This window comes from Aurantiacibacter gangjinensis (genome assembly GCF_001886695.1).
Taxonomy (GTDB): domain Bacteria; phylum Pseudomonadota; class Alphaproteobacteria; order Sphingomonadales; family Sphingomonadaceae; genus Alteraurantiacibacter; species Alteraurantiacibacter gangjinensis.
In genome coordinates this window covers 56,578-82,465 of sequence record NZ_CP018098.1, presented here as the reverse complement: position 1 = coordinate 82,465, position 25,888 = coordinate 56,578, and the positions used below count along the sequence as shown (strand labels likewise).

Annotated in this window: 27 protein-coding genes, 1 tRNA gene and 1 pseudogene; 13 read left to right on the top strand and 16 right to left on the bottom strand. The window is 61.2% G+C overall.

Features of this window, described 5'->3' with window-relative positions; all coding sequences use genetic code 11:
- Window positions 1–37: 37 nt before the first annotated feature.
- Genes BMF35_RS12575 through BMF35_RS12565 form a run of 3 tightly spaced genes read right to left on the bottom strand, consistent with a single transcriptional unit; the run spans window position 38 to window position 1,835 of the window.
- Entirely contained in the window at window positions 38–448 is a 411-nt protein-coding gene (locus BMF35_RS12575) for a YeeE/YedE family protein (RefSeq protein ID WP_173426201.1), read from the bottom strand.
- Complete coding sequence (locus tag BMF35_RS12570; protein WP_047007790.1) at window positions 448–903, bottom strand: YeeE/YedE family protein; 456 nt, start codon at window positions 901–903, stop codon at window positions 448–450. Before BMF35_RS12570 ends, BMF35_RS12575 begins: the two co-directional genes overlap by 1 nt.
- Entirely contained in the window at window positions 903–1,835 is a 933-nt protein-coding gene (locus BMF35_RS12565) for an MBL fold metallo-hydrolase (protein WP_047007791.1), read from the bottom strand. The genes BMF35_RS12570 and BMF35_RS12565 overlap by 1 nt, the downstream gene beginning before the upstream one ends.
- A gap of 111 nt (window positions 1,836–1,946) precedes the next feature.
- On the opposite strand from BMF35_RS12565, the gene bioB reads away from it, so the two are divergent.
- The 6 genes from bioB (at window position 1,947) to BMF35_RS12535 (ending at window position 11,002) form a co-directional block, all read left to right on the top strand.
- The gene (gene bioB, locus BMF35_RS12560; RefSeq protein ID WP_047007792.1) at window positions 1,947–2,996 is read left to right on the top strand and encodes a biotin synthase BioB; all 1,050 of its coding nucleotides are present in this window, start codon (window positions 1,947–1,949) and stop codon (window positions 2,994–2,996) included.
- Window positions 2,997–3,006: 10 nt separating this feature from the next.
- Window positions 3,007–4,161: an aminotransferase class I/II-fold pyridoxal phosphate-dependent enzyme gene (locus BMF35_RS12555; protein ID WP_047007793.1), complete on the top strand. Its 1,155-nt coding sequence runs from the start codon at window positions 3,007–3,009 to the stop codon at window positions 4,159–4,161.
- Complete coding sequence (gene bioD / locus BMF35_RS12550; RefSeq protein WP_047007914.1) at window positions 4,161–4,778, top strand: dethiobiotin synthase; 618 nt, start codon at window positions 4,161–4,163, stop codon at window positions 4,776–4,778. The genes BMF35_RS12555 and bioD overlap by 1 nt, the downstream gene beginning before the upstream one ends.
- The gene (locus BMF35_RS12545) at window positions 4,775–6,034 is read left to right on the top strand and encodes an adenosylmethionine--8-amino-7-oxononanoate transaminase (protein WP_047007794.1); all 1,260 of its coding nucleotides are present in this window, start codon (window positions 4,775–4,777) and stop codon (window positions 6,032–6,034) included. The genes bioD and BMF35_RS12545 overlap by 4 nt, the downstream gene beginning before the upstream one ends.
- A 65-nt stretch (window positions 6,035–6,099) precedes the next feature.
- A complete protein-coding gene (locus BMF35_RS12540) occupies window positions 6,100–9,399 on the top strand; it encodes an amidohydrolase family protein (protein WP_162199249.1) in 3,300 nt (1,099 codons plus the stop codon).
- Window positions 9,400–9,541: 142 nt separating this feature from the next.
- On the top strand, window positions 9,542–11,002 hold the full coding sequence (locus tag BMF35_RS12535) for an ATP-binding protein (protein WP_052766146.1): 1,461 nt from the start codon (window positions 9,542–9,544) through the stop codon (window positions 11,000–11,002).
- A 225-nt stretch (window positions 11,003–11,227) separates the two neighbouring features.
- Here BMF35_RS12535 and BMF35_RS13900 read toward each other — a convergent pair whose 3' ends face one another.
- From BMF35_RS13900 to BMF35_RS13735, 4 genes and pseudogenes are all read right to left on the bottom strand, one after another.
- Complete coding sequence (locus tag BMF35_RS13900) at window positions 11,228–11,485, bottom strand: SOS response-associated peptidase family protein (RefSeq protein ID WP_052766147.1); 258 nt, start codon at window positions 11,483–11,485, stop codon at window positions 11,228–11,230.
- Window positions 11,482–11,691: pseudogene (locus tag BMF35_RS13895) on the bottom strand (SOS response-associated peptidase family protein); the annotation flags it as partial. The gene BMF35_RS13900 and the pseudogene BMF35_RS13895, both read right to left, overlap by 4 nt.
- 115 nt (window positions 11,692–11,806) lie before the next feature.
- On the bottom strand, window positions 11,807–12,217 hold the full coding sequence (locus tag BMF35_RS12520; protein WP_162199251.1) for a type II toxin-antitoxin system death-on-curing family toxin: 411 nt from the start codon (window positions 12,215–12,217) through the stop codon (window positions 11,807–11,809).
- Window positions 12,198–12,335 (bottom strand): hypothetical protein, encoded by a 138-nt coding sequence (locus BMF35_RS13735; RefSeq protein ID WP_162199253.1) that lies wholly within the window; start codon window positions 12,333–12,335, stop codon window positions 12,198–12,200. The genes BMF35_RS12520 and BMF35_RS13735 overlap by 20 nt, the downstream gene beginning before the upstream one ends.
- 499 nt (window positions 12,336–12,834) lie before the next feature.
- Between BMF35_RS13735 and BMF35_RS12515 the strand changes: the two genes are divergently transcribed.
- Window positions 12,835–13,329 carry a hypothetical protein gene (locus BMF35_RS12515; RefSeq protein WP_047007797.1) on the top strand — a complete coding sequence of 165 codons (495 nt, stop codon included), beginning with the start codon at window positions 12,835–12,837 and terminating at the stop codon, window positions 13,327–13,329.
- Between the two features lie 199 nt (window positions 13,330–13,528).
- Here the strand turns inward: BMF35_RS12515 and BMF35_RS12505 are convergent, their stop codons facing one another.
- A complete protein-coding gene (locus tag BMF35_RS12505; RefSeq protein WP_071961231.1) occupies window positions 13,529–14,578 on the bottom strand; it encodes an IS1595 family transposase in 1,050 nt (349 codons plus the stop codon).
- 84 nt (window positions 14,579–14,662) lie between these two features.
- On the opposite strand from BMF35_RS12505, the gene BMF35_RS12500 reads away from it, so the two are divergent.
- Window positions 14,663–14,884, top strand: coding sequence for a DUF6471 domain-containing protein (locus BMF35_RS12500; RefSeq protein WP_156172199.1), 222 nt, complete (start codon window positions 14,663–14,665; stop codon window positions 14,882–14,884).
- A 254-nt stretch (window positions 14,885–15,138) separates the two neighbouring features.
- On the opposite strand, the gene BMF35_RS12495 is transcribed toward BMF35_RS12500, so the two are convergent.
- The 5 genes from BMF35_RS12495 to BMF35_RS12475 all read right to left on the bottom strand — a co-directional run bounded on the left by BMF35_RS12495 (window position 15,139) and on the right by BMF35_RS12475 (window position 18,753).
- Window positions 15,139–15,642, bottom strand: coding sequence for a hypothetical protein (locus BMF35_RS12495; protein ID WP_047007800.1), 504 nt, complete (start codon window positions 15,640–15,642; stop codon window positions 15,139–15,141).
- A 98-nt stretch (window positions 15,643–15,740) separates the two neighbouring features.
- A tRNA-Gln gene (locus tag BMF35_RS12490) sits at window positions 15,741–15,814 on the bottom strand.
- A gap of 70 nt (window positions 15,815–15,884) precedes the next feature.
- Window positions 15,885–16,307 (bottom strand): DUF2147 domain-containing protein, encoded by a 423-nt coding sequence (locus BMF35_RS12485; protein ID WP_047007917.1) that lies wholly within the window; start codon window positions 16,305–16,307, stop codon window positions 15,885–15,887.
- A gap of 35 nt (window positions 16,308–16,342) precedes the next feature.
- Window positions 16,343–17,335, bottom strand: coding sequence for a radical SAM protein (locus BMF35_RS12480; protein WP_082115749.1), 993 nt, complete (start codon window positions 17,333–17,335; stop codon window positions 16,343–16,345).
- Entirely contained in the window at window positions 17,335–18,753 is a 1,419-nt protein-coding gene (locus BMF35_RS12475; RefSeq protein WP_047007801.1) for a dihydrolipoyl dehydrogenase family protein, read from the bottom strand. Before BMF35_RS12475 ends, BMF35_RS12480 begins: the two co-directional genes overlap by 1 nt.
- Window positions 18,754–18,842: 89 nt before the next feature.
- On the opposite strand from BMF35_RS12475, the gene BMF35_RS12470 reads away from it, so the two are divergent.
- Both BMF35_RS12470 and BMF35_RS12465 read left to right on the top strand, forming a co-directional pair.
- Window positions 18,843–19,892, top strand: a complete 1,050-nt coding sequence (locus tag BMF35_RS12470) for a methyltransferase domain-containing protein (protein WP_047007802.1) — start codon at window positions 18,843–18,845, stop codon at window positions 19,890–19,892.
- The gene (locus BMF35_RS12465) at window positions 19,886–20,884 is read left to right on the top strand and encodes an SDR family oxidoreductase (protein ID WP_047007803.1); all 999 of its coding nucleotides are present in this window, start codon (window positions 19,886–19,888) and stop codon (window positions 20,882–20,884) included. The genes BMF35_RS12470 and BMF35_RS12465 overlap by 7 nt, the downstream gene beginning before the upstream one ends.
- 116 nt (window positions 20,885–21,000) lie before the next feature.
- On the opposite strand, the gene BMF35_RS12460 is transcribed toward BMF35_RS12465, so the two are convergent.
- On the bottom strand, window positions 21,001–21,741 hold the full coding sequence (locus BMF35_RS12460; RefSeq protein WP_047007804.1) for a glycosyltransferase: 741 nt from the start codon (window positions 21,739–21,741) through the stop codon (window positions 21,001–21,003).
- Window positions 21,720–22,298 carry a TIGR04282 family arsenosugar biosynthesis glycosyltransferase gene (locus tag BMF35_RS12455; RefSeq protein ID WP_047007805.1) on the bottom strand — a complete coding sequence of 193 codons (579 nt, stop codon included), beginning with the start codon at window positions 22,296–22,298 and terminating at the stop codon, window positions 21,720–21,722. The genes BMF35_RS12460 and BMF35_RS12455 overlap by 22 nt, the downstream gene beginning before the upstream one ends.
- Before the next feature lie 53 nt (window positions 22,299–22,351).
- Between BMF35_RS12455 and BMF35_RS12450 the strand changes: the two genes are divergently transcribed.
- The 3 genes from BMF35_RS12450 to BMF35_RS12440 all read left to right on the top strand — a co-directional run bounded on the left by BMF35_RS12450 (window position 22,352) and on the right by BMF35_RS12440 (window position 25,108).
- On the top strand, window positions 22,352–23,149 hold the full coding sequence (locus BMF35_RS12450) for a sterol desaturase family protein (RefSeq protein WP_047007806.1): 798 nt from the start codon (window positions 22,352–22,354) through the stop codon (window positions 23,147–23,149).
- A 70-nt stretch (window positions 23,150–23,219) separates the two neighbouring features.
- Complete coding sequence (locus BMF35_RS12445; RefSeq protein ID WP_052766150.1) at window positions 23,220–24,437, top strand: Ppx/GppA phosphatase family protein; 1,218 nt, start codon at window positions 23,220–23,222, stop codon at window positions 24,435–24,437.
- A complete protein-coding gene (locus tag BMF35_RS12440) occupies window positions 24,437–25,108 on the top strand; it encodes an RlmE family RNA methyltransferase (protein WP_047007808.1) in 672 nt (223 codons plus the stop codon). Before BMF35_RS12445 ends, BMF35_RS12440 begins: the two co-directional genes overlap by 1 nt.
- 97 nt (window positions 25,109–25,205) lie before the next feature.
- On the opposite strand, the gene BMF35_RS12435 is transcribed toward BMF35_RS12440, so the two are convergent.
- Window positions 25,206–25,871, bottom strand: a complete 666-nt coding sequence (locus BMF35_RS12435) for a c-type cytochrome (RefSeq protein ID WP_047007809.1) — start codon at window positions 25,869–25,871, stop codon at window positions 25,206–25,208.
- Window positions 25,872–25,888 lie beyond the last annotated feature (17 nt).

Below are 25,888 nucleotides of genomic sequence, written 5' to 3'. Positions count from 1 at the left end.
AAGCGCGAGGCTTGGCCACCCCTGCGTGTCGCGCGCGTTAGCGCTGTTGAAACAGCCGTACGGTCGCCATGCCGACAATCATCGCGACGACGAACACCAGCACTTGCGGCAGCGCGGTGCCGAGCGAGGCGATGGCGGGTCCTGGGCACAGCCCGGCCAACCCCCAACCGACGCCGAAAAGCACCGCGCCCGAGAGGAGGGGAGCGTCTATGGTCTGTGTCTCCGGGAGATGAAAATCGCGGTCCGCTGTCGGCCTGGCCAAGCGGCGCTGCACCAGCCACGCCGCCGCCATTACCAGCATCGCCCCGCCCATTACGAACGCCAGCGTGGGATCCCAATCGCCGAACAGGTCAAGAAATCCGCGCACGCGCGCCGGGTTCATCATGCCGGAAAGGGCCAGGCCGAAGCCGAAGATCGTGCCGGACAGCAAGGATAGAAAAGCGCGCATCACCATGCCCCGCCGACAAGATTGACGATCGCAACGGTGGCGAACCCGCTGGCCATGAATGTCAGCGTCGCGACGATGGAGCGTCTGGACAGGCGGCTCATCCCGCAAACGCCATGCCCACTGGTGCAGCCCGATCCGAGCCGCGTGCCGATCCCGACCAACAATCCGCCTGCACCCATCCACCAGACCGACGGCGCGAATTCAGCCTCGATCGGTCCGATGGCTACCGCGAAGACGATTGCGCCAAGGATCAGACCGGTGACGAAGAGCGCCGCGACAGGGCGCGACGGTCCGCCGTCGCTGAGCCCCACTGCGCGCGCGGCGAGGCCGGAGACACCTGCAATGCGCCCCAGCCCCAGCAGCATGATGGCAGCTGCAAGGCCAATCAGCAGGCCGCCGATAAAGCCCTCAAGCGGAGCTGCCTCGGGAAAACCCGGCAGGGAAACGATCGCCATCACAGCGCATTCACCGGGATCTTGATATAGGCGACGCCATTCTCCTCAGGCTCGGGCAGACGGCCGCCCCTTATGTTCACCTGGACGCTGGGCATGATGAGCGCCGGCATCGAAAGCGTGGCGTCGCGCGCATTGCGCATTGCCACGAACTCTTCCTCCGTCACGCCGTCTTTCACATGAACATTTCCCTCGCGCTGTTGGCGCACCGTGGTTTCCCACGCATATACGTCGCGACCGGGCGCCTTATAATCGTGACACAGGAATAGCCGAGTCTCGTCCGGCAGCGCCAGCAGGCGGCGGATGGAGCGGAAAAGCTGCCCCGCATCCCCTCCCGGAAAATCCGCCCGCGCCGTGCCGAAATCGGGCATGAACATCGTATCGCCCACGAATGCGGCATCGCCGATGATGAAGGCCATGTCGGCAGGCGTGTGACCGGGCACATGCAGGACGATGGTTTCCAACTCGCCCAAGGCAAAGCTGTCGCCATCGTCGAACAGGCGGTCGAATTGCGATCCGTCGCGCTGGAAATCGGTGCCCGCGTTGAACAGCTTGCCGAACACATCCTGCACCTTGATGATGCCGCGCCCGATGCCAAGCTTGCCGCCCAGCTTTTCCTGCAGGAAAGGCGCCGCCGAAATGTGATCGGCATGGGCATGCGTTTCGATATGCCATGCGACGCTGAGCGCGTGGGCATCCACATATTCTATGATCCGGTCCGCCGAGCTGTTCGAGGTGCGGCCCGAGGCGGCCTCGTAATCCAGCACTGAGTCGGTAATGGCGGCCTGCCGGGTGGCCGGATCGTGCACCACATAGCTGATGGTATTGGTGGCCTCGTCGAAAAAGCCGGCAATGGTGGGGCGCTTGCACTTTTCCACCCGGGCGCGCCGGACTTGCTCGGTCGCCTCATCCAGAACTGTATCGGTCTTGGTCATGCACAGATGCCTAGCCTAGATTGTTTCTGCCGAAAACTTTCTCTCGCGGTCGGCCGGGGAACCGCGCACCAAGGCTGGGCAAAGCCGCGCGGCGGCGCTAGGCGGTCTGCCATGACTGGACGAGAGAATGCCATGCGCACCGACTGGACCCGCGAGGAAATCGCCGAGCTGTTCGACCTGCCTTTTACGGAGTTGCTGTTCCGCGCGGCGAGCGTCCACCGAGAGCATCACAGCGCAGACGAGGTGCAGCTGTGCACGCTCCTCTCCATCAAGACGGGCGGCTGTCCGGAAGATTGCGGCTATTGCTCGCAAAGCGTGGCGGCCGATAGCGGCGTCGAGGCGACCAAGCTGATGGATGTGCGCCAAGTGCTGCAAAGCGCGGCGCAGGCCAAGGATGCGGGCAGCCAGCGCTTTTGCATGGGCGCTGCATGGCGCAACCCGAAAGCGCGCGACATGCCCAAGATCGTGGAGATCGTGAAAGGCGTGCGCGAGATGGGGATGGAAACCTGCATGACGCTGGGCATGCTGTCCGCCGAGCAGGCTGCGCAGCTGAAGGATGCAGGTCTCGACTATTACAACCACAATATCGACACCGGGCCGGAATATTACGACCGGGTCATCACCACGCGCAATTATCAAGACCGGCTCGATACGCTGGAGAACGTGCGGCAGTCCGGCATCAATGTCTGCAGCGGCGGCATCGTGGGCATGGGCGAGACACGCGAGGATCGCGTCGGCTTCGTGCATACGCTGGCGACTCTGGAGCGGCATCCCGAAAGCGTGCCCGTCAACGCATTGGTGCCGGTGAAAGGCACGGTGCTGGGCGACATGCTGGCCGACACGCCGATGGCCAAGATCGACGATATCGAATTCGTGCGCACCGTGGCGGTTGCGCGCATCTGCATGCCGCTAAGCATGGTGCGCCTGTCCGCAGGGCGCGAGAGCATGAGCGATGCGACACAGGCGCTGGCTTTCATGGCAGGCGCAAATTCGATCTTCACTGGCGACCGGCTGCTGACCGCGCCCAATGCGGGCGACGATAGCGACGCCGCGCTGTTTGCGCGCCTTGGACTGCGCGCGATGCAGGGTGAAGAACCGATGAGAGCGGTAGGCGGATGCTCCGGCGGCTGTGCCACGCAGGAAAGCGTGCCCGCCGAATAGGCGCTGCCCGATGCTCGATCACATCCGCCAGTCGCTGGATCGTATTGCCGAGAAAGACCGGATGCGCGCGCTGAAGGTCGCGCAACTGGCCGATGGCGGGCGGATCATGCGCGATGGACGCGAATTGCTGGACCTCTCCAGCAACGACTATCTCGGCCTCGCCCGACATCCGCTGCTGACCGAGACGGCGGCCAATTTCGCCCGCGAATACGGCGCAGGGTCGGGCGCCTCGCGCCTCATCACCGGCACATCTGCGGCGCATGAGACGGTCGACGCGCGCATCGCGGCGTTTAAGGGCACGGAAACGGCGCTGGTTATGGCGAGCGGGTGGCAGGCCAATGCGGGGATCATCCCCGCGCTTGCCAAAGCAGCGCCTACCACCGCGATCTTCGCCGACGAATTAGTGCACAATTCCATCCATGCCGGATGCCGGGCCGCGCGGGCCGATGTGCATTTCTACGCGCATAACGATGCGGAGGACCTGGAACGGCTGCTGACGACGCGCGGCGCGGGAGTGGATGCGCGGATCATCATCACGGAGAGCTGCTTCAGCATGGATGGCGACCTCGCCGACTTGCCTGCGCTCAATGCGCTCGCCGATAAGCATGGCGCGCTGCTTTACGTGGACGAGGCGCATGCGACGGGCGTGCTGGGCAGAGGCGGCGCGGGGCTGACGGCGGACCATGCCGGCGCGGCGCTGGTCATGGGCACTTTCAGCAAAGCGCTGGGCGGGTTCGGGGCCTATGTTGCCTGCTCTGCGCTGCTGCGCGATTACCTCGTCAACATGTGCCCCGGCCTGATCTTTTCCACCGCACCGCCGCCCGCCGTGCTGGGCGCGATGTCGGCGGCGCTGGAACTGGTGCCGACGATGGATGGCGAGCGGGCGCATCTTGCAAAGCTGTCGCAGCGAATGCGCGATGGGTTGCAAGGGCTTGGTTACGACACGCTCGGCTCCGCCAGCCAGATCGTGCCGCTGGTCGTAGGGTCAGAAAAGGACGCTCTGGCGCTCGGCGAGCACCTACTGGAGGCTGGCATTGCCGGTCTTCCGATCCGTCCGCCCACCGTACCCAAAGGCACCAGCCGCATCCGTCTGGCGCTGCGATCGACACTGTCGAGCGAGGATGTCGATCTTGTGCTGGATTGCGTGTCGACATGGCGGCGGTGATGGCAAGCTACATCGTCACCGGGACCGATACCGATGTCGGCAAAACCATCTTCGCTGCCGGCTTGGCGCAGGCCTTGCGCGCGGCATACTGGAAGCCTGCACAGGCGGGCCTCGATGGCGAGACCGACAGCGAGGTCGTCGCGCGCCTCGCTCCGGATGCGACCGTTCTTCCCGAAGCCTATCGCCTGAAAACGCCATGCTCGCCGCACGAAGCGGCGCGGGTCGACGGCGTGGCAATCGCGCTCGGCAAGCTCGCGCTTCCAGCGGTCTCCGGACCACTTGTGGTCGAGGGGGCTGGCGGCGTGCTGGTGCCCTATCGAGAAGACCTGATGGCCGCCGACCTTTTCGCCCATTGGGGCCTGCCAACCATCCTCGTCGCGCGAACGGCGCTGGGCACGATTAGCCACTCGCTGATGTCGCTGGAGGCCTTGCGGGCCCGCGGTGTGGCGGTAGCAGGCATCGCCTTCATCGGGGATGCGGAGCCGGTGGCCGAAGGTGCCATCACCCGCATCGGCAAGGTGGAGCATCTGGGCCGCCTGCCGTTTCTCGCCCCGCTAAATGCCGATACGCTTAGCGAAGCATTCGGCAGGAACATCCGCTTGGATTTGCTGGCATGAGCAGTTCCCCCGTCTGGCATCCCTTCCACCAGCATGGCCTTGGCGAGCCGATCCCGCTGGTGGAGCGGGCCGAGGGCACGACGCTCTACACCGCAGACGGACGCCGCGTGGTGGACGCGATCTCCAGCTGGTGGGTGACCACGCACGGGCACAACCATCCGCGCATCATGAAAGCGATCCGCGCGCAGACCGAGAAGCTCGACCAGCTGATTTTCGCCGGCTGGACGCACGAGCCCGCCGAAACGCTGGCGCGCGGGCTGGTCGACATGATGCCCGATGGCCTTGGCCATGTATTCTTCTCCGACAGCGGCTCCACCTGCGTGGAAGTGGCGCTGAAAATGGCGCTGGGCACGTTTTACAATCGCGGTGAGGACAAGCGCAGCCGCATCCTCGTGATGGAGCACAGCTATCACGGCGACACGATCGGCGCGATGAGCATCGGCGCGCGCGGCGTTTTCAACCGCGCCTATGCGCCGCTGCTGTTCGATGTAGGCACCGTGCCGTTTCCCGCAGCCGAACCGCAGCCTACCTACGATGCGCTAGAAGCTGCCTGCGCCGTCGGCGATGTCGCTGCGTTCATTGTGGAACCGCTACTGCTGGGCGCTGGCGGGATGCTGACCTATCCGCCTGCCGTGCTCGCCGAATTGCATGCCATCTGCGCGCGTCATGGCGTGTTCTTCATCGCCGACGAGGTGATGACCGGCTGGGGCCGCACCGGCACGCTGCTGGCCTGCGAGCAGGCGGGTATCACGCCCGATATCCTCTGCCTCGCCAAGGGCCTGACTGGCGGCTCCATGCCGCTGGCTGTCACGCTGGCAAGCGATGAAATCTACGACGCGCATTACAGCACCGACCGCGCGAAAATGTTCTTCCACTCCTCCAGCTACACCGCCAATCCCATCGCCTGCGCGGCGGCCTGCGCCAATCTGGCCATCTGGCGCGAGGAGGATGTGCCGGGCCGTATTGTCTCGCTTTCGGCCAAACTCGGCTCTTTGCTGGAGTCGCTCTCGACCCGCGACGATGTGACCAACCCGCGCCAGTGCGGCACGATGATCGCCTTCGACGTCGCCGTTCCCGATCAAGGCTATCTCGCCGAAATCGGGCCGCGCCTGCGCGATCATTTCTACGGGCAGGATGTGCTGCTGCGCCCGCTCGGCAACACGGTCTACGCCATGCCGCCGTATTGCATCGAGGATGCCGACATCGCCCGCATTGCCGACGCGATGGCAAGCGGGCTGGACATGCTCCGCGCCTGACCTGCGCATTGCGCACCGCCTGCCAGCCGCTATGACAGGCGGCACAACACATAATGAGGATCGCCATGCGCAAACCGCTTTCGCTTATCGCCCTTCTTTCCGTCAGCACGGCAGCCATCGCCCTGCCGGTCCACGCGCAGGAACAGGCGGAAGAAACGATGCTGGACGAGGTCGGCGTCGATCCCAATGGCGAAGGCCCAGGCGTCGCGGACGAGGTGGATGTGACCGAGGAGTGGGACGTCAACGCCCCGCCCGGCGTCACCGTGCGGCAGGTTCCGATCAACACATCCGAAGGCACATGGATGGATGTCGACGTGTCGCCCGATGGCCGCACCATCGCCTTTTCCATGCTGGGCGATATCTACACCATGCCGATTTCCGGCGGCACGCCCAAGCGCATTGCCGAGGGACTGGCATGGGAAGTGCAGCCGCGCTTTTCGCCCGATGGCCGCCGCATTGCATTCACATCGGACCGCGGCGGCGGTGACAATATCTGGCTTATGAATGCCGATGGTTCGGACATGCGGCAGCTGACCGATGAAGATTTCCGCCTGATGCACCAGCCGACCTGGTCGCCGGACGGTCAGTTCATAGCCGCGAAGAAGCACTTCACCACCGGGCGCAGTCTGGGCACGGGCGAGGTGTGGCTCTACCATGTCAGCGGCGGCAGCGGCGTGCGGCTGGTGGAGCGGCCCAACGAACAGCATCAGAAGGAATTGGGCGAACCGATCTACGCGCCCGATGGCAGCGCCATCTACTACACGCGCAACGTCACGCCGGGCGGCACTTTCATCTACGCGCAGGATTCCAACACCGACCTGTTCAATATCGAACGCTACGATATCGAGACGGGCGAAGTGACCACGGCGGTATCGGGCCTTGGCGGCGCGGTGCGTCCGCAGCCCTCACCCGATGGCAGCATGCTAGCTTTCGTCCGCCGCGAGGATATGCAGAGCGGACTGTATATCCGCGACATCGAAAGCGGCGAGACGCGCCGCATCTATGACGATCTCGACCGCGATGTGATGGAGACATGGGCCGTCACTGGCGTCTATCCCAACATGGGCTGGACGCCCGACAGCCGCTCCATCATCTTCTGGGCAGGCGGCAATATCAACCGCGTAAATGCCGATGGCTCGGGCCACAGCGTCATCCCCTTCACCGTGAACGATACGCGCGGCGTTCTGCCCGCGCCGCATCCGCGCATTCCGGTTGCTGCCGATACGGTGGACGTGTCGCTGGCGCGCTTCGCCGAAGTCTCGCCCGACGGGCGCACGGTCGTGTTCGAGAGCCTTGGCCGGCTCTACACCATGCCCGCAAGTGGCGGCACGCCGCGCCGCCTCACCAGCGATAGCGAGGCTGCGCGCGAGGCCTATCCCACATGGTCGCGCGATGGCGAAACACTCGCCTATGTGCGCTGGACCGATGCGGATCTCGGCGAAATCCGGGTGATGGATGCGAATGGCCGCAACGAGCGCGCCGTCACGCGCCAGCCCGGCCATTATACCGATCCCGCTTTCTCGCCCGATGGTCGCACCATCGTCTTCCGGCGCAATAGCGGCGGATACCTGACCGCGCCCGAATATAGCGACAATCCCGGCATTTACCGGATCGCCGCGAGCGGCGGCGACGCGGTGCTAGTCAGCCGCAGCGGCTCCAACCCGCATTTCGGCGCAAGCAACGACCGTATTTTCATGACCGGGTCGGACAATGGCAACCAGGCGCTGATCTCGGTCGACCTCAATGGCGAAGCCTCGCGCACCCACGCCTCGGGCGAACTGGCGACAGGCTTTTACGTTTCGCCCACGGGCCGCCATTTCGCCTTCACCGAGAATTACGATGCCTATGCCATGCCGCTGATGCCCGGCGGCCAGACCGTCACCGTCTCCGGGTCGGCGCGCGCCCTGCCCGTGGTCGAGGTGTCGGACTCCGGTGCCGATTACGTGCATTGGGGCAATGGCGGCGACACACTGAACTGGTCGCTCGGCTCCACGCTTTACACCGCGCGGCTGGACGATCTCTTCGCTTCCGCCCCTGCGGGCGAAGATGACGATGAGGCCGACCGCTTCTCTCCGCCTGCAACCGGTGTCGCCATTCGCCGCACCGTGACTGCCGACCGTTATGACGGCACGCTTGCCATTACCGGCGCGCGCATCGTCACGATGGCAGCAGAGGATGGCGGCGTAATCGAGGGCGGCACGATCCTTGTGCGGGGCGACATCATTGCCGCCATCGGGCCGGCGAGCGAAGTCAACATCCCGGCCGGCACGCCGACCATCGATGCGACGGGTCGCACGATCATCCCCGGCCTGGTCGATGCACACGCGCACGGCCCTGTCGCCGTGGGTGATCTCGTGCCGCAGCAGAACTGGCACCTGACGCAGGTGCTGGCTCTGGGCACCACGACCATCCACGATCCCTCGAGCGATACGCCCTTCTTCGTGGCGGACGATCTGCAGCGCACCGGCGACCTGCTCGCCCCGCGCATGTTCAGCACGGGCCGCATCATTTACGGCGCGCGCAACCCTTACGCCTACGCCCAGATCGACAATCTGGAGGATGCGCTGGACCATGTGCGGCGCCTGCGGGCCGAGGGTGCTCCGTCGGTCAAGAATTACAACCAGCCGCGCCGCGACCAGCGGCAGATGGTGGTCGAAGCCGCGCGGCGCGAGAACATGATGGTCGTGGCCGAAGGCGGCTCGCTCTTCGGCATGGACATGAACCTCGTCGCCGACGGCAATTCCACGCTCGAGCACAACCTGCCTGTGGAATATATGTACGAAGACGTGCTGCAATTTTTCGAGCAGGCTAACACCAATTACACGCCCACCATCGGTGTGGGCTATGGCGGCCTTGCGGGCGATCCGTACTGGCGTCAGGAAACCGACGTTTTTGCGCAACCGCTACTTCAGGCACACACTCCGCCCGCGATCCTGCGCTCTGCCAATTCGCGGCGGACCACCGCGCCTGAGAACAATTTCGTCGATGATGATATCGCCCGCGAATCCCGTCGCCTCGCCCAGCGCGGCGTCGAAGTGGCGGCTGGCGGCCACGGCCAGCAATCGGGCATCGACATGCACTGGGAGATCTGGAGCTTCGCGCGTGGTGGAATGAGCCCTGTGGAGGCGCTGGCCACCGGCACGATCAGCGCGGCGCGCTCGCTCGGCATGGATAGCGAGATCGGTTCGCTGGAAGTCGGCAAGCTGGCGGACCTGGTGATCCTCACCGGCAACCCGCTCGACAACATCCGCAATACCGAGACGGTGGAAACCATCGTGCTAGGCGGTCGCGCTTACGATGCGACGACCATGAACGAAATCGTCACCGGTGACGCGCAGCGCCTGCCCTATTGGTGGGAGGATTGATCGCGGTTCGGGAGGTCTGCGGTATTTCGGCGCAGACGCACAAAGCGCACTTTATCGGTGTATGCCAGCAAACGAACGAAAGTTGCGGTCAAATGCAGCTTGTTGCTATCGCCCTCCCATTGAATTGGTTCTATAAGGGTGTGTGGCCATCAAAATTGAAGACCCTACCGCGCTACTTGACAACCTGAGAGCGCTTACCGGTGAAGTTGATTGGGTCGAGTTTAAGACCAACAACGACAACGCTGTGGCGATCGGCAAATATGTGTCCGCGCTAGCTAATGCGGCAATTCTCCGAGAGAAGAGCGAAGCCTATCTAGTTTGGGGAATTGAAGATGGTAGCCATGATGTGATCGGAACATCGGTCAATTTGAATGCGAAGAAAGAAGGTAACGAACCCTTCTTGCTTTGGCTTTCCAAGATGCTCGATCCACGAATTAGATTGCTGGTAGAAACCGTCTCTTATCACGGAAAGCGTATCGAGATTCTGTGCATTACCCCTTCCTACGAAAGGCCGGTGAGGTTTCAGAATCAAGCATACGTCAGGATTGGGTCAGCACAACAGAAGCTCGCGGATTATTCCGATCTGGAGCGCAGCATTTGGCAGATCACGTCCCGATTTTCCTTTGAAAGCTCAATCATACAACCGAATGCGACAATTGACGATCTTAATGAGGATTATGATTTTACAAAGCTGCTAGACCTTCTGGAGATCACAGCCAATTCGATCGAGGCAAAGTTAGATCGTTTGATTGGCGAGGGGCTGATCCAGAAAAATCTTCAAGGCAGGTTTGATATCTTAGCCTTAATGGCGATTGCTTGCGCCAAGGACCTCGATAAATTTCCAGCTTTGTCGATGAAAGGTATGCGGCTTCTCGAATTTGAGGGGACGGACAAGGACACTGCACGTGAGGATTTAGCAGGCACCAGAGGTTATGCAGTCGTATTCAGTGTGCTGATGAAGAGACTGATGGGCCTATTATCTGAGGGTGAGGAATTTATCGATGGAATTAGAACGTCGATATACGGGATTCCAGAGGTAGCCATCCGAGAGTTGGTCGCAAACGCGCTCGTTCACCAAGACTTAACTCGTCACGGAGAACGGCCAACTTTTGAAGTGTATGCGGACCGCGTGAAGATTATCAATCCGGGCGTCCCACTCATTGAGGCAGATCGCTTCATTGACAGTCCTTCGAAATCGCGAAATCCAGAATTTTCTAATTTGATGCGAAAAGCCGGCCTCTGTGAATTGCGAGGTAGTGGTGTTGATAGAGCTTTGCGCGCTATTGAAGCTGCTGCGCTTCCACCTCCTTCAATTCAAATTGTCGAAGGTTCCACCGTGGTGACGACATTCAAAGAGAAACCGTTCGGTAAATGGACATCTGATGAGCGAATCCTAGCCTGCTATCAGCACGCCTGCTTGCAGTTTGAGGACAATGAGCCGATGAGCAATTCGTCCCTGCGCGAACGTTTTGGCTTGCCACAAAGACAATACCCTCAAGTCTCAATGGTTATCAAAGATGCGTTGGATCGCGGGAGGATCGCGCCTTTGTCCGAAGATCAGAGCAACCGCTATGCGAGGTATGTTCCTTATTGGGCGCGTTAATGTAATTTTCTAATTGCAAATCATTTGCAGACGTCAAAAAAGCTAGCAATTTCAATGCTTTTGCGTTGGACGCTAATGTAATTGCGAAATTGCAAAGCCATTTGAATGCCATCTGCATAGCCAAAGAGCTTATGTAATTTACAGAGAGCGGATCGCAAAACGTCTACCAAAATTGATCAAAAAAATACGAAATCAGCAATTGGAATGCAAACGCCTGATGCTCATTCAGAGCCGCCAAGGCTCGCTGGTGCGTTCAATCCGCAAAATATGCTCGCGTGGCTGACAGAGAGCATATGCGTCTTGCGGCGAGCCCTTTTTCCAAACCTCTCGATCCTCAGGCGCTAGGATCACCGGCGTACGGTTATGGACTTCGGCAGCCCCTCCAATCGCGTCGGTCATGACCATCGAGTAACTGTGTCCCCATTCATCACTATCTCGCCAGACGCCAGCGACCGCGAATAGCTCGCTATCGGGCAAGCTCATCCATGTCCGGGTCCGCCTTCCGCTTCGCACCAAGCACTCAGCGGGATCAGGCAGCGTCTCTCCTCGAAGCTGTGCCTCCAGAAGTAGGACTTAAGCTTATCGGTCCGGGCATTGTTGACAGGCTTGGGTTTCAACGTCTTGCCGGTTTTCTTGCTCGTCTGCTGGAGCGGGAGGCCCCAGATCATCGAACGGACACCGCCTTCGGCGACGACAAGTCCGGGATAGCCTGGTTGATCAGACCAGCCTTGGTGATGACGTGCCTGATTATGGGATGTGTGGGAGGGCTGGGCCGTAAAATTTCAAGAAATATAATTATCCCAGCTAGTCTGGCATCTCCGTTGTATACTCATCTAAGGCGGCAACCAAATCAGCGTCGCTAATCGCTCCGGCAACCGCAGCCTCAAACAATTCACCTAGATAGGTGTCATTAGGCAAATCGAGCCAATACCCGTTGATCGCCATAAATTCGATCATTGCAAAAACGCCAGCTCGCTTATTGCCGTCAACAAAGCCGTGGTTCTTTGCGAGGCCTAATCCGAGTGTCACGCCCAGCGTCAGAATATCTGACTCTCCAGTGATATCGTATAAAGTACGGGCTCGTCCCAAAGCGCTGCGGACGAGCCCGTCATCAATTACGCCATGTGGTCCACCGTGGAGCTCAATTTGCTCACGCTGGATGTCGATCACATCTTCGAAATCGAGCCATTGCGGCTCACTTTGAAAGGTATTCAAGAGACTTCGAAAAATTCTCGTTGATCTTTTTGCGAAGCTCTTTGCGATCGATTTTTCGTGGCTTCGCAGCGCGCGGAGCGTTCACGTCGACCGCCGCTTCGTGGGCGAAGTTCAGCATTGTTCTAGCTCCTTTCTCATTTAGCAATATGCGGGTTGGCTGTGCATAGGTCAACTTTTTGTTGAGTTACCCAGTTCCCGCTCTTTCTTCGCATTCTAAAAACGCAGAGTTAACATAGCGTGTTTTGCTTTCTCGGCTCCTTATAGCGCCGATAACCGCTGTTCAGGTTACGCCCGATAGCAGACAACTATCGCTACTGGCCAAGCGGCGAGCAAGGATTGTCCGAAAAGAAAGGTAATTGATCGCCTCGCGATCGAAGATCGCAATCTTACATCAAATTTATTGAAAAGTCAATGTTTCCCGCATAGTTTAGCCGCATCTCTCACCGGCTTAGTCACCGCTGGGAGGTGTGCGTTTCGCGCACTGAACATGGGTCCGCCTTTGTCGGGCGGCCCGCTGAATACAACAGGCCGCAAGGCCGAATAAGTGGGGCGTGCTTACCCATGTTCGTGCGTGACTAACCGTCCCGGCACCAGCCGGGCCGAACATGGGGTAGTTTATGCGAATCTTCGTCATGGCGTTGCTCGTCATGTGTGCGAGCGCGGTGTCGGTAAGAGCGCAAGAGACCGTCCAAAGGGTAGGCGTCTGGTCGATCAACTCATTCGACGGCGGTTGCTTCATGGAAGCAACAGCGTCCGATGGTACGACCGTCGTCTATGAGGTCAGCAGCGTCGATGGATCATTGACGCTCCTTCTCGGCAACCGCAATTGGGCCGCGCTCACATCACGCGATCACGTGAACCTCAGCGTTAATTTCCGGAGCTATCGTCTCCTCACAACGCGATATGCGGTAGTTCGAAATCCAGAATTTTCGTTTGTGCGCATCCCGATCCCAGAGCGCTATGCCCGCAACATGTTTCCTATGATGATTACGATCTCAGTTTATCACCGAAACGAGATGATCTTCATCCATGGTCCAACACGAAGCGACCAAGACGCTTTCAACGCCACGCTGAGGTGCGCAGGAGCCGAGCGCGATCCCTTCGCGGGTTAGTCAACCTCCACGGCACACTGAATGCGGCTCGTCGCAATCATTACCCGCCGACACACACCTTCCTCGTCGGGCACTGCCAAGTGCCCGACGATATACCTTGAGCTACTTGCCTGATCGACAAGCTGATCAATCCCGTCGAAGGGCAAGTCGACTGACAGCGGCTCCTTCTGCGCCATAAGATGGATGCAGAACGTAGCCACTACGCGGCCCTCTTCTTTCGCTGCCACTTGCCGACCATTCGCTTCGAGCGAGGGTGGTGCAGACCGGCGGTTACGAGCTGGAGGAACTGCTCGCCGTTCGACAAACGGCGCACGTCCTCTCGCCATGTCATCTCGTCTGCGTAACCTTGCAGGTATTTGCCGGAGATACGGTGGTGAACGCCCATCTGTGAACGCTTGAGGCGAGCGTGAGCGGACTCCGCCTGATTGGTGCTAACACCCTCTTTGGAATATGCGGCTTCGCCATAGTTCGCCACGTCGCGCCCATCATGGTTGATGCGCTTCCGATCAAAAATCGCGTCTAGGCTGTCCCAAGCTTTATTCTCATCTGTGATGATCTCACTACCTAGCTCAACTAAATCGAGCATTTTGGTAGCGGTATCTTTCTCGCTCTGAACGAATGCCCGCGTCCTTCCGTTGCGCTCCCTGAGGACTGTTACGGCCTGCCTCCTGCCAGATTGGTTTGCCAGCCTACGCCTATCAGCCCTGTTCTTTTTGAAGTTCGCCGGCTTCACGTAGCCGCCGACATAGGTGGCATCGCCTTCCACGATGCCGGATAGCTTCCGGGCGTGTTGGATCGAGCCGATCACTTCGCGAAGCTTTTGCTCGACCACAAAGGCCGACTTTACGTTCATGTTCATTTGGCGACACAGTTCCAGTGCGGCCATCCCCTTCGCTCCATTGATCCAGAGCGCCACGCCAAGCAGTATGTCCCGATGTTCGAGCTTCCGGGAATGGAAGATAGTGCCGGCTGTAGGGGAGAATTGGTGGCCGCAATCAGCGCAAGTGTATTTTCGGCTCGTGCCGGTGATCTCACCTGTCTTGCGATTCTTGATCGTGCGATTGATCTTGTAGGTTACCTGACATCTGCACTTTGAACAGAACGGCTCGCCGCCTGTATCGCTATATCGCAACGCGATAAACACATCGACTGCTTCCTCTTCGGACATGCGAGCGATCCGCTTGACATCAAGCGTCCTAGCCCTTGCCGAAATGAGAAAATGTTGCGACTTATCCTCCGATGCAGTGATATTGCATCGAATTTGATGAATGAGTCCGGTTCTGTCAAGTGACTTTTCACCATATTTGATGATAAACCTTGGTTGGAGGTGAATGTGCGCGACTGGAACAGCTATGCGAAGAGCGTCCTGAAAGCCGAAATGGCTCGCAGGCAGGTGAATGCACCCGAACTGGTTCAGAAGCTGGAGGAGCTTGGAATCGAAGACAATGCGCGGAACGTCGCGAACAAGATCGCTAGAGGCTCCTTCTCGGCGGCCTTCCTATTCCAGTGCCTCGCCGCGATGGAAGTGAAAAATCTCCATCTCGGCGAGGACTAAATTATTGTCTGGACTCCATAATAAGAGTCACGTATAGAATCGTGACGCGCAGTTGATCTACACGGCTCACCTCGCTTTCTTGTACAAAGTCAGGTGTTGATAGGGGCCGCAAGTACACGCCAGTGCTTGCGGCTCCACCCATTTTTGGGATGGAATCCTCTTCCTATGCCGATTCGTTGAGGATGTAAATATCTTTTATTTACATGCGCTTACCGCAATTGAAAATTTACATAACCGCATTTTTTGCTTTACTATTACGGATCGAATTTAAGTTCCCGTTTTACTATTGAGCGCCATTGCTTCGGATAGGCTCCGGACGATTCCACGGTCCGCCCATCGAACTTGCGAAAAGAGGACTCGATAGCGTTCTGCACGCGGCGCAAGGTCTCCAACTCAGGCTCATCGACGCCGACTTCTCGCAGCACTTGCTGGGCCACTTGCCTAACGCTCATGGCAGCGTTAGCCTCCTTAAGCACCTTAAGCCCTCGCCGGCCGCACTGACCGAAGGGGACAGGAATGTGGTGGGTCCAAGGCTTTAGCGGAGGATTCTCGTCTGGATCAAAGTCTGGATCGTTGTCCTTCAACAGAAGCTCGGAGGCCCTAATCAGTTCGTCGAGCTTAGGAAGCTCCGCCTCCAGCTCATCCAACTTCGCCATGTCCCGCTTCACTGCTTCGATCCGAAGCGCCAGATCATCGCGCTGCCCTTTGAGTTGCGAGTGACGCTTCCTTAGCGAAGCCCGGAGATTGGTTTGTCCCATAGCGATTCCTTTCCGTTCGTGACGGCAGGAATGTATAAAAATGTCAGGGTTATCGGCTAGATAGGGCTTTGTGCGTTTGCGCCGAAATACCGGAGGTCTGGATGCCCCGTGAGGATTCGAACCTCAATTGACGGAGTCAGAGTCCGTAGTCTTACCATTAGACGACGGGGCAATATCAGAGGGCGGCCCACTAACGCGGGGGCTGGGTTCGGTCAAGCAGGTTGATTGCGCCCTAGGCGCAGTCAGCTGCGGGGCCACACGCGCGTGCGGCAGAACAGCGTGACGCAGCCCTTCACTTCCAGCGAGCCATCGGCGCGGCGCCGCACTTCGGTGCGGTAGGTGTTACCGTCCTCCGGATTGTAGACGCTGCCGCGCCATGCGCCGTCATCCCAGCGTAGATTGCTCAGCAACCGGATGCCGAGGATCGGCCGGTCGCGGAGCGAGGGATCATCGTTATGCACGTCGCGGTCCGGCTCGCCCGGCTTGTTGCGGATGATACGGCTGATTGTGCCGCAGCGCGCACTGCCACAGGGCGCGACCGTGATTTCGACATAGCCACCCGAATCGCGATAGGTGCCGTCGATGCGGTCCTGCGCGGCGGCGGGAACAGCCAGGATGGCGAGGCAAGCTGCGGCGCCGAGGGCGATGGTGGCACGGATGGACATGGAGGCTGAACGCGGGCTGCGCGCCATCGGTTCCGTCAGGCCGAGCAACTCGCCCCGCCCAGCACGCAGAAACGCGCGCAATGCGGATGGTTCAATGGCACTTCGCGGTCCGCTTCATCGATAGTGCTCCCGAGGTCGAATTCCGGGTCATACGGCAGCAATGTGCAGGCGACGACGCGCGGTGCCTCTTCGCCTTTGCGATGCACGATCATACGGCTGCTGGCGCACATCACATCATCGGGCGATTTGCCGAGAATGCCCCAGCAATCGGTGCTGATCTCCGCGATGTCCGCGCTCGCATCCATTTCGGGGAACAGCACGAGACGCGCCCGATCGGCGGTATCGACCGAAATGCCTTCGCTTTCGAACAGAAGGCGATAGGCATTGCGCGCCTGCGTCTCCGTTTCACCTGCAAGGCTGCGCCCCGCAGCGGCGAGCGAAAAGCCGTTGGCGGACAGCCAGCGCATCCCGTCCAGCATCGGCTCCCAGCTTCGCGGGCCACGCTCTGCTTCGTGCACTCCTCGCGTATGGTGATCGATGGAAACGCGGACGGTCATCTTGTCGCCATACGTCTCGCGCAGGCGCAGCAGCTCGGCCTCTTGCCGACGCATCGGCTTCATCGCATTGGACAGCACCAACACCTCGAAGCCGCGCCGCAGCGGCTCTTCGATCAGTGCGATGATCTCCGGGTTCATGAACGGTTCGCCGCCCGTATAGGCGATTTCGCGCACCGAACGCCCGCTTGCCGCAATCTCGTCGAGGAAACGCGTCACATGCGCTGCACTCATATAGATCAAGGCGTCGTTGGTGGGACTGCTCTCGATATAGCAATTGGCGCAGGCGAGGTTGCACAGCGTGCCTGTGGCGAACCACAGCGTATCGAGCTGACGCAGGCTCACCGTAGCGCGGGCTGAGCCATCCGCCGTGCGCAGCGGATCGGTGAACTTGCCCGCGGGCAGCGCCTCCGCCGCAACGGCAAAGGGCGATGGCCCATCGGGCGCATTGCGAGAGAGCAAACGGGTAGCCATCAGAAGGCCCGACGCAATTTCGCGAGGAATGCGACCCAGCTCTTGGGCCATTTGCCGAAAACCGTCGGCTCCCACGCGCTGAAGGATGCCGCCTTCACGATTTCGGAGCGGGTCGGATAGGAAATGATCGCGCCGCCCATATCGAAACTGCCCGCCTTGCCAGTAATCATTTGCGTGAACGGCAGCAGCAATTCGCCCGCATTCTTGCCACATACGCTGGCGCCGACGACCTTCTTGCCGTTGAACATCACCTTGACGTGGCCCAGCGTCTCGCCCTCGGCGATTGCGCGTTCGTTGTGGTCGAAGCCTTCGGTGATGACTTTCAGCTTGTCGCCATACTTTTCGCGCGCTTCGCTTTCGGTAAGGCCGATCTGGCCGACCTCGGGCGAGGTGTAGGTGCACCAGGGCAGCGCCTTGTAATCCACCTTACTCGGCAGGCCGAGCGCGATTTCCAGCACGACGCGACTGCCTTCATAGCCGGAAACATGCGTCAGGCGCGGCCCATCCCGACAATCGCCGATGGCATAGATGTGCTTGAGATTGGTGCGGCGGCGCTCGTCCACCACGATGCCGTTGCGGCCCGTCTCAATGCCCAGCTTTTCCAGCCCATAACCTTCGGTACGCGCCTTGCGCCCGACGGCTATCAGCAGGTGCGATCCGCTCACCTCCTCGCCCCCGTCGGTGGTGATCGTTACGCCGCCATCGGCGCTTTTCGCTACCTTCTCGGCCTTGCCCTTCACGAAGCGCACACCCTCGCGCGTCATCGCATTGACTACCACGGCCACGCTGTCGCGGTCGTCGCGGCCCATCGGCTCGCCCGGCTCGATCACCGTCACTTCGCTGCCCAGGCGGCGGAAACTCTGCGCCATTTCCATGCCGATCACGCCGCCACCGATGATGACGAGATGGTCAGGCTGCTTGGTAAGGTCGAACAGATTCTCATTGGTGAGATAGTCCACATCGTCCAGCCCCGGGATCGGCGGCACAAACGGCCCGCTACCCGTGGCAATGACGATGCGCGGCGCGGTCAGCATGCGGCCGCCGACTTCCACCGAATGCTTGCCGGTAAGCTTCGCCCAGTCCTGAATGACTTCGCAGCCCATCTCCTCGAACGTCTCTTTCGAATCGTGTGGGGCGATATCGGCGATGGCCTTGTGCACATGGCCATGCACGCCCTGCCAATCGACCACCGGCGCGGCCAGTTGCACCCCGGCGCGCTTTTCCTCGCGCGCTTCGGCGGCACGCCGCGCGCTGGTGATAAGCGCTTTGGAAGGCACGCAGCCATTGTTCAGGCACTCACCGCCCATCTTGTGACCTTCGATCAAGGCCACCTTCAGGCCGAACAGCGCGCAGCCACCCGCTGCCGTCAGCCCGGCAGCGCCGCCACCGATCACGATAACATCATGCGAATAATCCATAAGTCCCCTGTCGGTAACGCAAAGGCGCTGGGAAACGAAATGCTTCCTGCTATGGCCCATCCATTCGCTCGGCAGAGGAAAAGAGTTTCATGAATCTCCAGAATTCGCAGGATTATTACGGCAAGGTGCTGGGCGGATCGGGCGATCTGCGCACCGATGCCTGCTGCACCTTCGAGATGCCCTCATCCGCCGTGATGCAGGCGCTGAAGAACGTGCACGAAGAGGTGAAAGCGCGCTATTACGGCTGCGGCCTCGTGGTCCCGCAGGCGCTTGAAGGCGCGCGGGTTCTCGATCTCGGATCGGGCAGCGGACAGGATGCCTATTTGCTTGCGCAACTGGTCGGCAAGGATGGCCATGTGACAGGCGTCGATGCCACGCCGGAACAGCTGGCCGTCGCCAATGCGCACAAGGATTGGCACGCGGAGCGATTCGGTTACGCCAATGTCGATTTCGTGGAAGGCGATATCGAGAAACTGGACCAGCTGGGGCTGGAGCCGGAGAGCTTCGACATCATCGTTTCCAACTGCGTCATCAATCTGGTGGCGGACAAGGAAGCGGTGTTCCGCGCCGCGCATCGGCTGCTGAAACCGGGCGGCGAGCTCTATTTCTCCGACGTATATGCAGACCGCCGCGTGCCCGAGCACCTGCTGAACGATCCGATGCTGCATGGCGAGTGCCTGTCCGGCGCGCTCTACTGGGGCGACTTCGATGCCATCGCCAAGGCGGCAGGCTTTGCCGATCCGCGCCTCGTCACCGACCGCCCGCTGGGCATCAATGACCGTGAGGCAGCCGAGAAGCTGGCAGGCATCAATTTCGTATCGGCCACCTATCGCCTCTTCAAGCTCGCCGGGCTGGAACCGCAATGCGAGGATTACGGGCAGGCAGTCGTCTATAAAGGGACGGTGCCCGAGCATGAGCGGGAGTTCGAACTGGACGCGCATCATGCCATAGAGGCAGGCCGCGTCTTCCGGGTATGCGGCAACACCTGGCTGATGCTGGCCGAAACACGCTTTGCCGCGCATTTCGACTTTATCGGCGATTTCTCGCGGCATTATGGCGTGTTCCCGGGTTGCGGAACGGCGGTGCCCTTCGGCCAGAGCGCCGATGCGCCCGCTGCCACCGGCGCGGCCTGTTGCTGAAGATCCTAGTCACCGGCGCCGCCGGGCTGATCGGCGGCGAGGTTTGCGCACGGCTGGCAGCGCGTGAGCATAGCGTGACCGGCATGGTCCGCCGCAACCCCGAAGTGCGCGGCAACGATGGCACGCTGGTGGATGATATCACCATCGTCAGCGGCGATGTCACCCAACCGATGATGGGGGTCGAGCCGGCGCCGCAGGATGTGGTCATCCATTGCGCGGCCAGCCTCGAATTCGATGCGTCGGAGGTGGACTTGCAGGCCGTCAATGTCGAGGGCACGCGCAATGCGCTCGCCTTTGCAAAGGCGGCGGGTGCGGCCTTCCTGCATGTCAGCACCGCCTATGTCAGCGGGCTGGAAGAGGGCGACATTCCCGAGGCTCCGGTGCCTGCCGACAGGCAGTTCACCAACCGCTACGAAGCCAGCAAGGCGCGGGCCGAGGCGGCGGTGGCGGGTAGCGGCGTGCCTTTTGCGATAGCGCGCCCCTCCATCGTGCTGGGCGACAGCGAGACCGGTGCGATCCGCGACTTTCCCTCGCTCACCAATGTCTTCCGCCTGATGGCGCGCGGCAAGGTGACGCAATTTCCGGTGATCGAAGGATCGACGCTCGATCTCGTGCCCATCGACCACGTTGCAGAAGGCATAGCGGTGCTGGCGGAGCGGATGGAAGAGGCGCAAGGCGGATATTATCACCTCGTCGCCGACGCCCCGCTGGCTGCCGCCGAATTGGCGCACGGCGTTGGGCGCGTGGATCATTTCCCAAGTCCCGAAGTGGTTTCGCCGGACCGATATGTGCCCGCCAATCTCGCGCCTGCCGAGCGCATGCTGGCCGGCCGGATGCTCGGCACATTCGGCCCCTATTTCACCCGCAACCCGCGCTTCGACGACACGCGCTTCCGCAAAATGACGGGACTGGAAAGTCCGCCCACCGACAGCGCATGGCTGGACCGGATGATAAAATACGCCATCGCGGTGGGGTATCTTCCGAGGGCGTAAGCCCCCGTTCGTCCTGAGCTTGTCGAAGGGCGAAAGTGCGGTTCGTGTCAATCGTACTTCGGACTCGAAGACGGCTCATGTAGCCACCGGCTCAGCACGAACGGTCTGCCGAATCATCACCGCACATCCGGATACATGTCCGCCAGCCGCTTCTTCGCGCCGAACGCCCAAAGCATGCCGACCTTGAAATAAATCCAGTTCGCTTTCAGCGCGCCCCATTCGGCGATGCGCCTGTCCGATGTTTCCACGGTTCGGCGCAGCAGTTTGACCCGGCCATAGCGCGACAGGCGGACGCATAAGTCCGCCTCCTCCATCACCATTTCGCCCGGCGTGCAGCCTCCGCTTTCCAGGAAATGCGCGCGGCGGAAGAACATGGCGTGGTCGCCGAAGAGCAGTCGGACGCCGCGAAAGAACAGGTGCGGCCTCGCGACAAGCGGCGCGTACCAGGTCTTGGCCCAATTATGTGCCGTGGTGCCCCAGCGGACCTTGTCCGGCCCGCGAATGATGGGGGTGAAGCCTGCCAGCGAGATTCTGTGATCGGACAGCGTTTCCTCGATCACCGCCACCATATCGGCTGGCGGCACGGTGTCGGCATGCAGCACAACGACAATGTCGGTTGCCGCCGCCGCCACGCCCGCATTGATCTGGTTGGCGCGCCCGCGCTCGGCAGTAATGACACGCCACCCGGCCGCACCGGCAAGTTTCACCGATGCATCCGCGCTGCCGCCATCGACCGCGATGATTTCGTCCGGCGCGGGATCGAGACGCGCCAGCTTTGCGATCAGCGTCGGCAAGGCCGCCTGCTCATTCAGCATCGGGATGACGATTGCGGTGGTCACGCCAGCAGGTCCGGCCATTTGGCGAGGTCTTCGGGCCGGTCGCAGTCGTCGAGTTCGTCCAGCAGGCTGTAGGATACGCTGTGTGCCTGCAGAAAGCGTTCAGTGTCCGCCAGGACGCTCTCGGTGCCCCATTCCAATCCTCGCCATAGGAAGGGATATTCTTTCCCGAATCCAATGAGATAATAGCCGCCATCGCTGGCCGGACCGATAACAACGTCATGTTTTTCCAATGCCGCCGCCGCATCGCGCAAGTGCCGCGCGGCCAGTCCGGGAATGTCCGCGCCAAGCAGGATCGCGGGCGACGCTACGCGCGCCAATCGCTCGCCCAGATCGCCCTCGCGCTGCTCCACCAGCGGCACATCGTCGCCCAGCCAGTCGGCAAAATCCTGCCGCGAAGCCCCTGTGAAATAGACGGAAAACGGCAAGCCACTCTGCCGCATCGTCGCCATAGTCCGCTTGACCAGCCTGCGATGCAGCGCTGCCGCGCCTTCCTCTCCCAGCATCGGTGCCAGCCGCGTCTTGGCGAGACCGGGCACGGGATATTTGGCGAAGAGGGCAATCGTCGGATCGGTCACCCCTAGCCTCCTACAGGCTGGACCCGGCAAAGGCGATGGCGCATTGTCCGGCCATGGCCAAACGTCTCGCCAAAATTGTCGGGTTCGCCGTCGCGGGGGCAGCCGTCGGCGCGCTACTTCTAGCGGAGCGGGCCAGGCCGCTGCGCCAGCGTACAAGGCAGCAATTGCCGCGCCTCGCGCGCAACGGCGCGATGGGCCTTGCCTGCCAGGCCGTCATCATGGCCAGCGAAGCGCCGCTCACCGAGAGCATCGCGCAGGAAAACGCGCGCGCAAAACGCGGCATCCAGCACCGCATCAGAGGATGGCCAGGGCGGATCGCTGCATTCCTGCTGATGGATTACACCTATTACCTCTGGCACGTGGCGACGCATAAATTGCCGTTCCTGTGGCGCTTCCACCGTGTGCATCACCTCGATCCCGATCTCGACGCCTCGACCGCCATCCGCTTCCATGCCGCCGACATGCTGATCTCCACGCCCATGCGCATGGCGCAGGTTCGCCTGTCGGGGGCGGATCCGCAAACACATGATCTATGGCGCGGCTTCTTCATCGCGTCCGTGCTGTTCCACCATTCCAATCTTCGCCTGCCGAAACAGGTGGACAGGGCGCTCCGAACCGTCATCGCGACGCCGCGACTGCACGGCATCCATCATAGCCAGAAGCTGGACGAGATGGATGCGAACTGGACCGCTGGCCTCACCGTATGGGACCGGCTGCATGGCACCTACCGCGACGATGTGCTGCAGCATCGCATCACCATCGGCGTGAACGATGCGCTGGCGGAGCGCGACATCGCACTGCTGCCCGCCCTTGCCTCTCCCTTCGCGCAAACACTGCCGACACGCGCGTGATTCGCGCGCGACTTGTGCCGATCCCCGCCATGGTCTAGCCTTATGGCAGGTTTCCATCCCTGTCGGGTGGATGACATATCGGAAGTACGAAACTATGGCGGATATCAATCCGCCGGATCGACGCAAGAAGGCCGGAAACGGGCCGCACCAGGATCGACAAGGGCATCGGCGGGGGCGGCAGAACGCAAGCAGCGGCCAGAGAAACAGGTCCGGCAGGCAGCAGCAGGGGCAAGACCGCGATGCGCGGCAATGGCGTCGCCCCCCGCACAAATCCTACAGACAGGCCTATGCGGCCATCGATCTCGGCACCAATAATTGCCGCCTGTTGATTGCGCGTCCGTCCGACGAGAATTTCGTGGTGATCGATGCCTTCTCGCGCGTCGTTCGCCTTGGCGAGGGACTAGCGCAGACAGGCCGCCTGTCCGACCATGCGATGGACCGCGCGCTGGGTGCCCTCAAAGTGTGTGCCGACAAGCTGCGCCGCCGCAATGTTCACCTCGCCCGCTCGGTCGCTACCGAGGCATGCCGCCGCGCGACAAATGGCGCTGCATTCATAGACCGGGTGCGCGAGGAAACGGGCATCGTGCTCGATATCATCAGCGCGCAGGAGGAGGCACGCCTCGCCGTGCTCGGTTGCCACATCCTGCTGGAAGACGGCATCGGACCTGCCATCATCTTCGACATCGGTGGAGGCTCGACCGAGCTGGTGCTGATCGAACCGGGCGCTCCTGTACCGCGCATTCTCGACTGGCAGAGTGTGCCTTGGGGCGTGGTATCGCTGTCCGAAACGGTCGGCATGGAACCTGCCGACGAAGCCGGTCGCCTCGCGCGCTATGCGAAGATGATGCAGCTGGTGAAAGACAGTTTTGCCGACTTCGCGCAGCGTATCGAGCCGCACCAGTCCGAAGACCAGCGCCTGCTGGGCACCAGCGGCACGGTGACGACGCTTGCCAGCGTCCATCTCGGCCTGCCGCATTACGATCGCAAGGCGGTGGACGGGCTGATCGTGCCGTCCGATTCCATGCGCAATATCTCGCAGCGGCTTTCCGGCATGTCGCCGCAAGAGCGCAGCCAGCTCGATTGTATCGGACAGGACCGCGCCGATCTGGTTGTGGCCGGATGCGCGATACTCGATGCCATTCTCGACATCTGGCCGGCGGACCGGCTGGGCGTGGCCGACCGCGGCATCCGCGAAGGCATCCTGCGAAGCCTGATGTCCGCCGATGCCGAAGGGGCTGAAGCACAGGCGGCGCTGCGACGATTGAAAGATCGGTCGGCGGGCAACTGATGGCGCGCGCAGGCAAGGATTCGGTGCGGAGGCTGAAGACCGCCAAGAAGCGCAAGGCATCCAGCCAGCGCTGGCTGGAGCGGCAGCTGAACGACCCTTACGTCAAGCGTGCGAAAGAAGAGGATTATCGCAGCCGCGCGGCGTTCAAGCTGATCGAGCTCGATGATCGCTTCGGCCTCGTGAAAGGCGCGAAACGTGTGGTCGACTTGGGCATTGCGCCGGGCGGCTGGGCGCAGGTGGTGCGCCGCCGCGCGCCGAAGGCGGCGATTGTCGGTATTGACATATTGGAGACGGAACCCATCGAAGGCGTCGAAATCCTGCTGATGGATTTCATGGACGACGCCGCGCCAGCCGCGCTGACCGCCGCGCTGGACGGTTCGCCCGACCTCGTCATGTCGGACATGGCGGCCAATACGGTGGGCCACAAGCAGACCGATCATTTGCGCACCATGGCCCTTGTCGAAGCGGCGGCGTGGTTTGCTGTCGAAGTGCTGGAGACAGGCGGCGCATTCGTCGCCAAGGGCTTTGCTGGCGGCACCGACAAGGAATTGCTCGACCTGCTGAAGAAGCATTTCAAGACGGTGAAGCACGCCAAGCCGCCCGCCAGCCGCAAGGGCTCCAGCGAGTGGTACGTGGTGGCTCAGGGTTTCAAGGGCCGCGACGAGGACTGACGGCAGCTGCGCTCCTGCGAAGGCAGGAGCGTAATGCAGCACGCGCCGTTCTCTATTGGTGGCGGTTCCTGCCGTCGCAGGAACTCGTACCGGATAATTACTGCGAAATTTCGGTCGCGGTGAGCGTGTCGCCTTCGGCGTTCTGCTCGGCAGCAGTGCCGGCCGCTTCGCCCGTCACACCTTCTTCGACGCCGGCGTCTTCATCGCCTTCGCCCTCCGCCGGCGCTTCCTCGACATACTCAGGGATCGGCGGGCCGCCGCCATTTTCCCGCATGTAAAGGATGACGTCTGCACGGGCCTGCGGGTCAGAAAGACCGGGGAAGCTCATTTTGTTGCCCGGCGCATATTGGCGCGGATTGGCGAGCCATGCGTCGAGGTTCTCGAATGTCCATTCGCCGCCCATCTCGGTGAGCGCGGAGGAATAATCGAACCCGGCCACGGCAGCCTTGGGCGCGCCGACAATGCCGTGCAGCGCAGGGCCGAGGCCATTCGCGCCGCCCGCATTGACATTGTGGCAAGCCTGGCAGCGCGCGAACACGCCTTCACCGGCAGCAGCCGTGCCTTGGTTGAGGTAGTAAGCGACGGGCAGAACGTCTTCTTCTGCGCCAGCTACCGCTCCTTCGATGAAGTATCCCGGCTCCACACCTTCGGGCAGTTCGGGATCGTCAGCCTGGAAATAGGTTGCCGAGGCGATGGACGCGCCCAGAGCGACGACGCCGCTGAAAAGCACCCAGCCGAAAATCGTATTGTTACGGTCGTTCATGACGAGTCTGTTCTGCC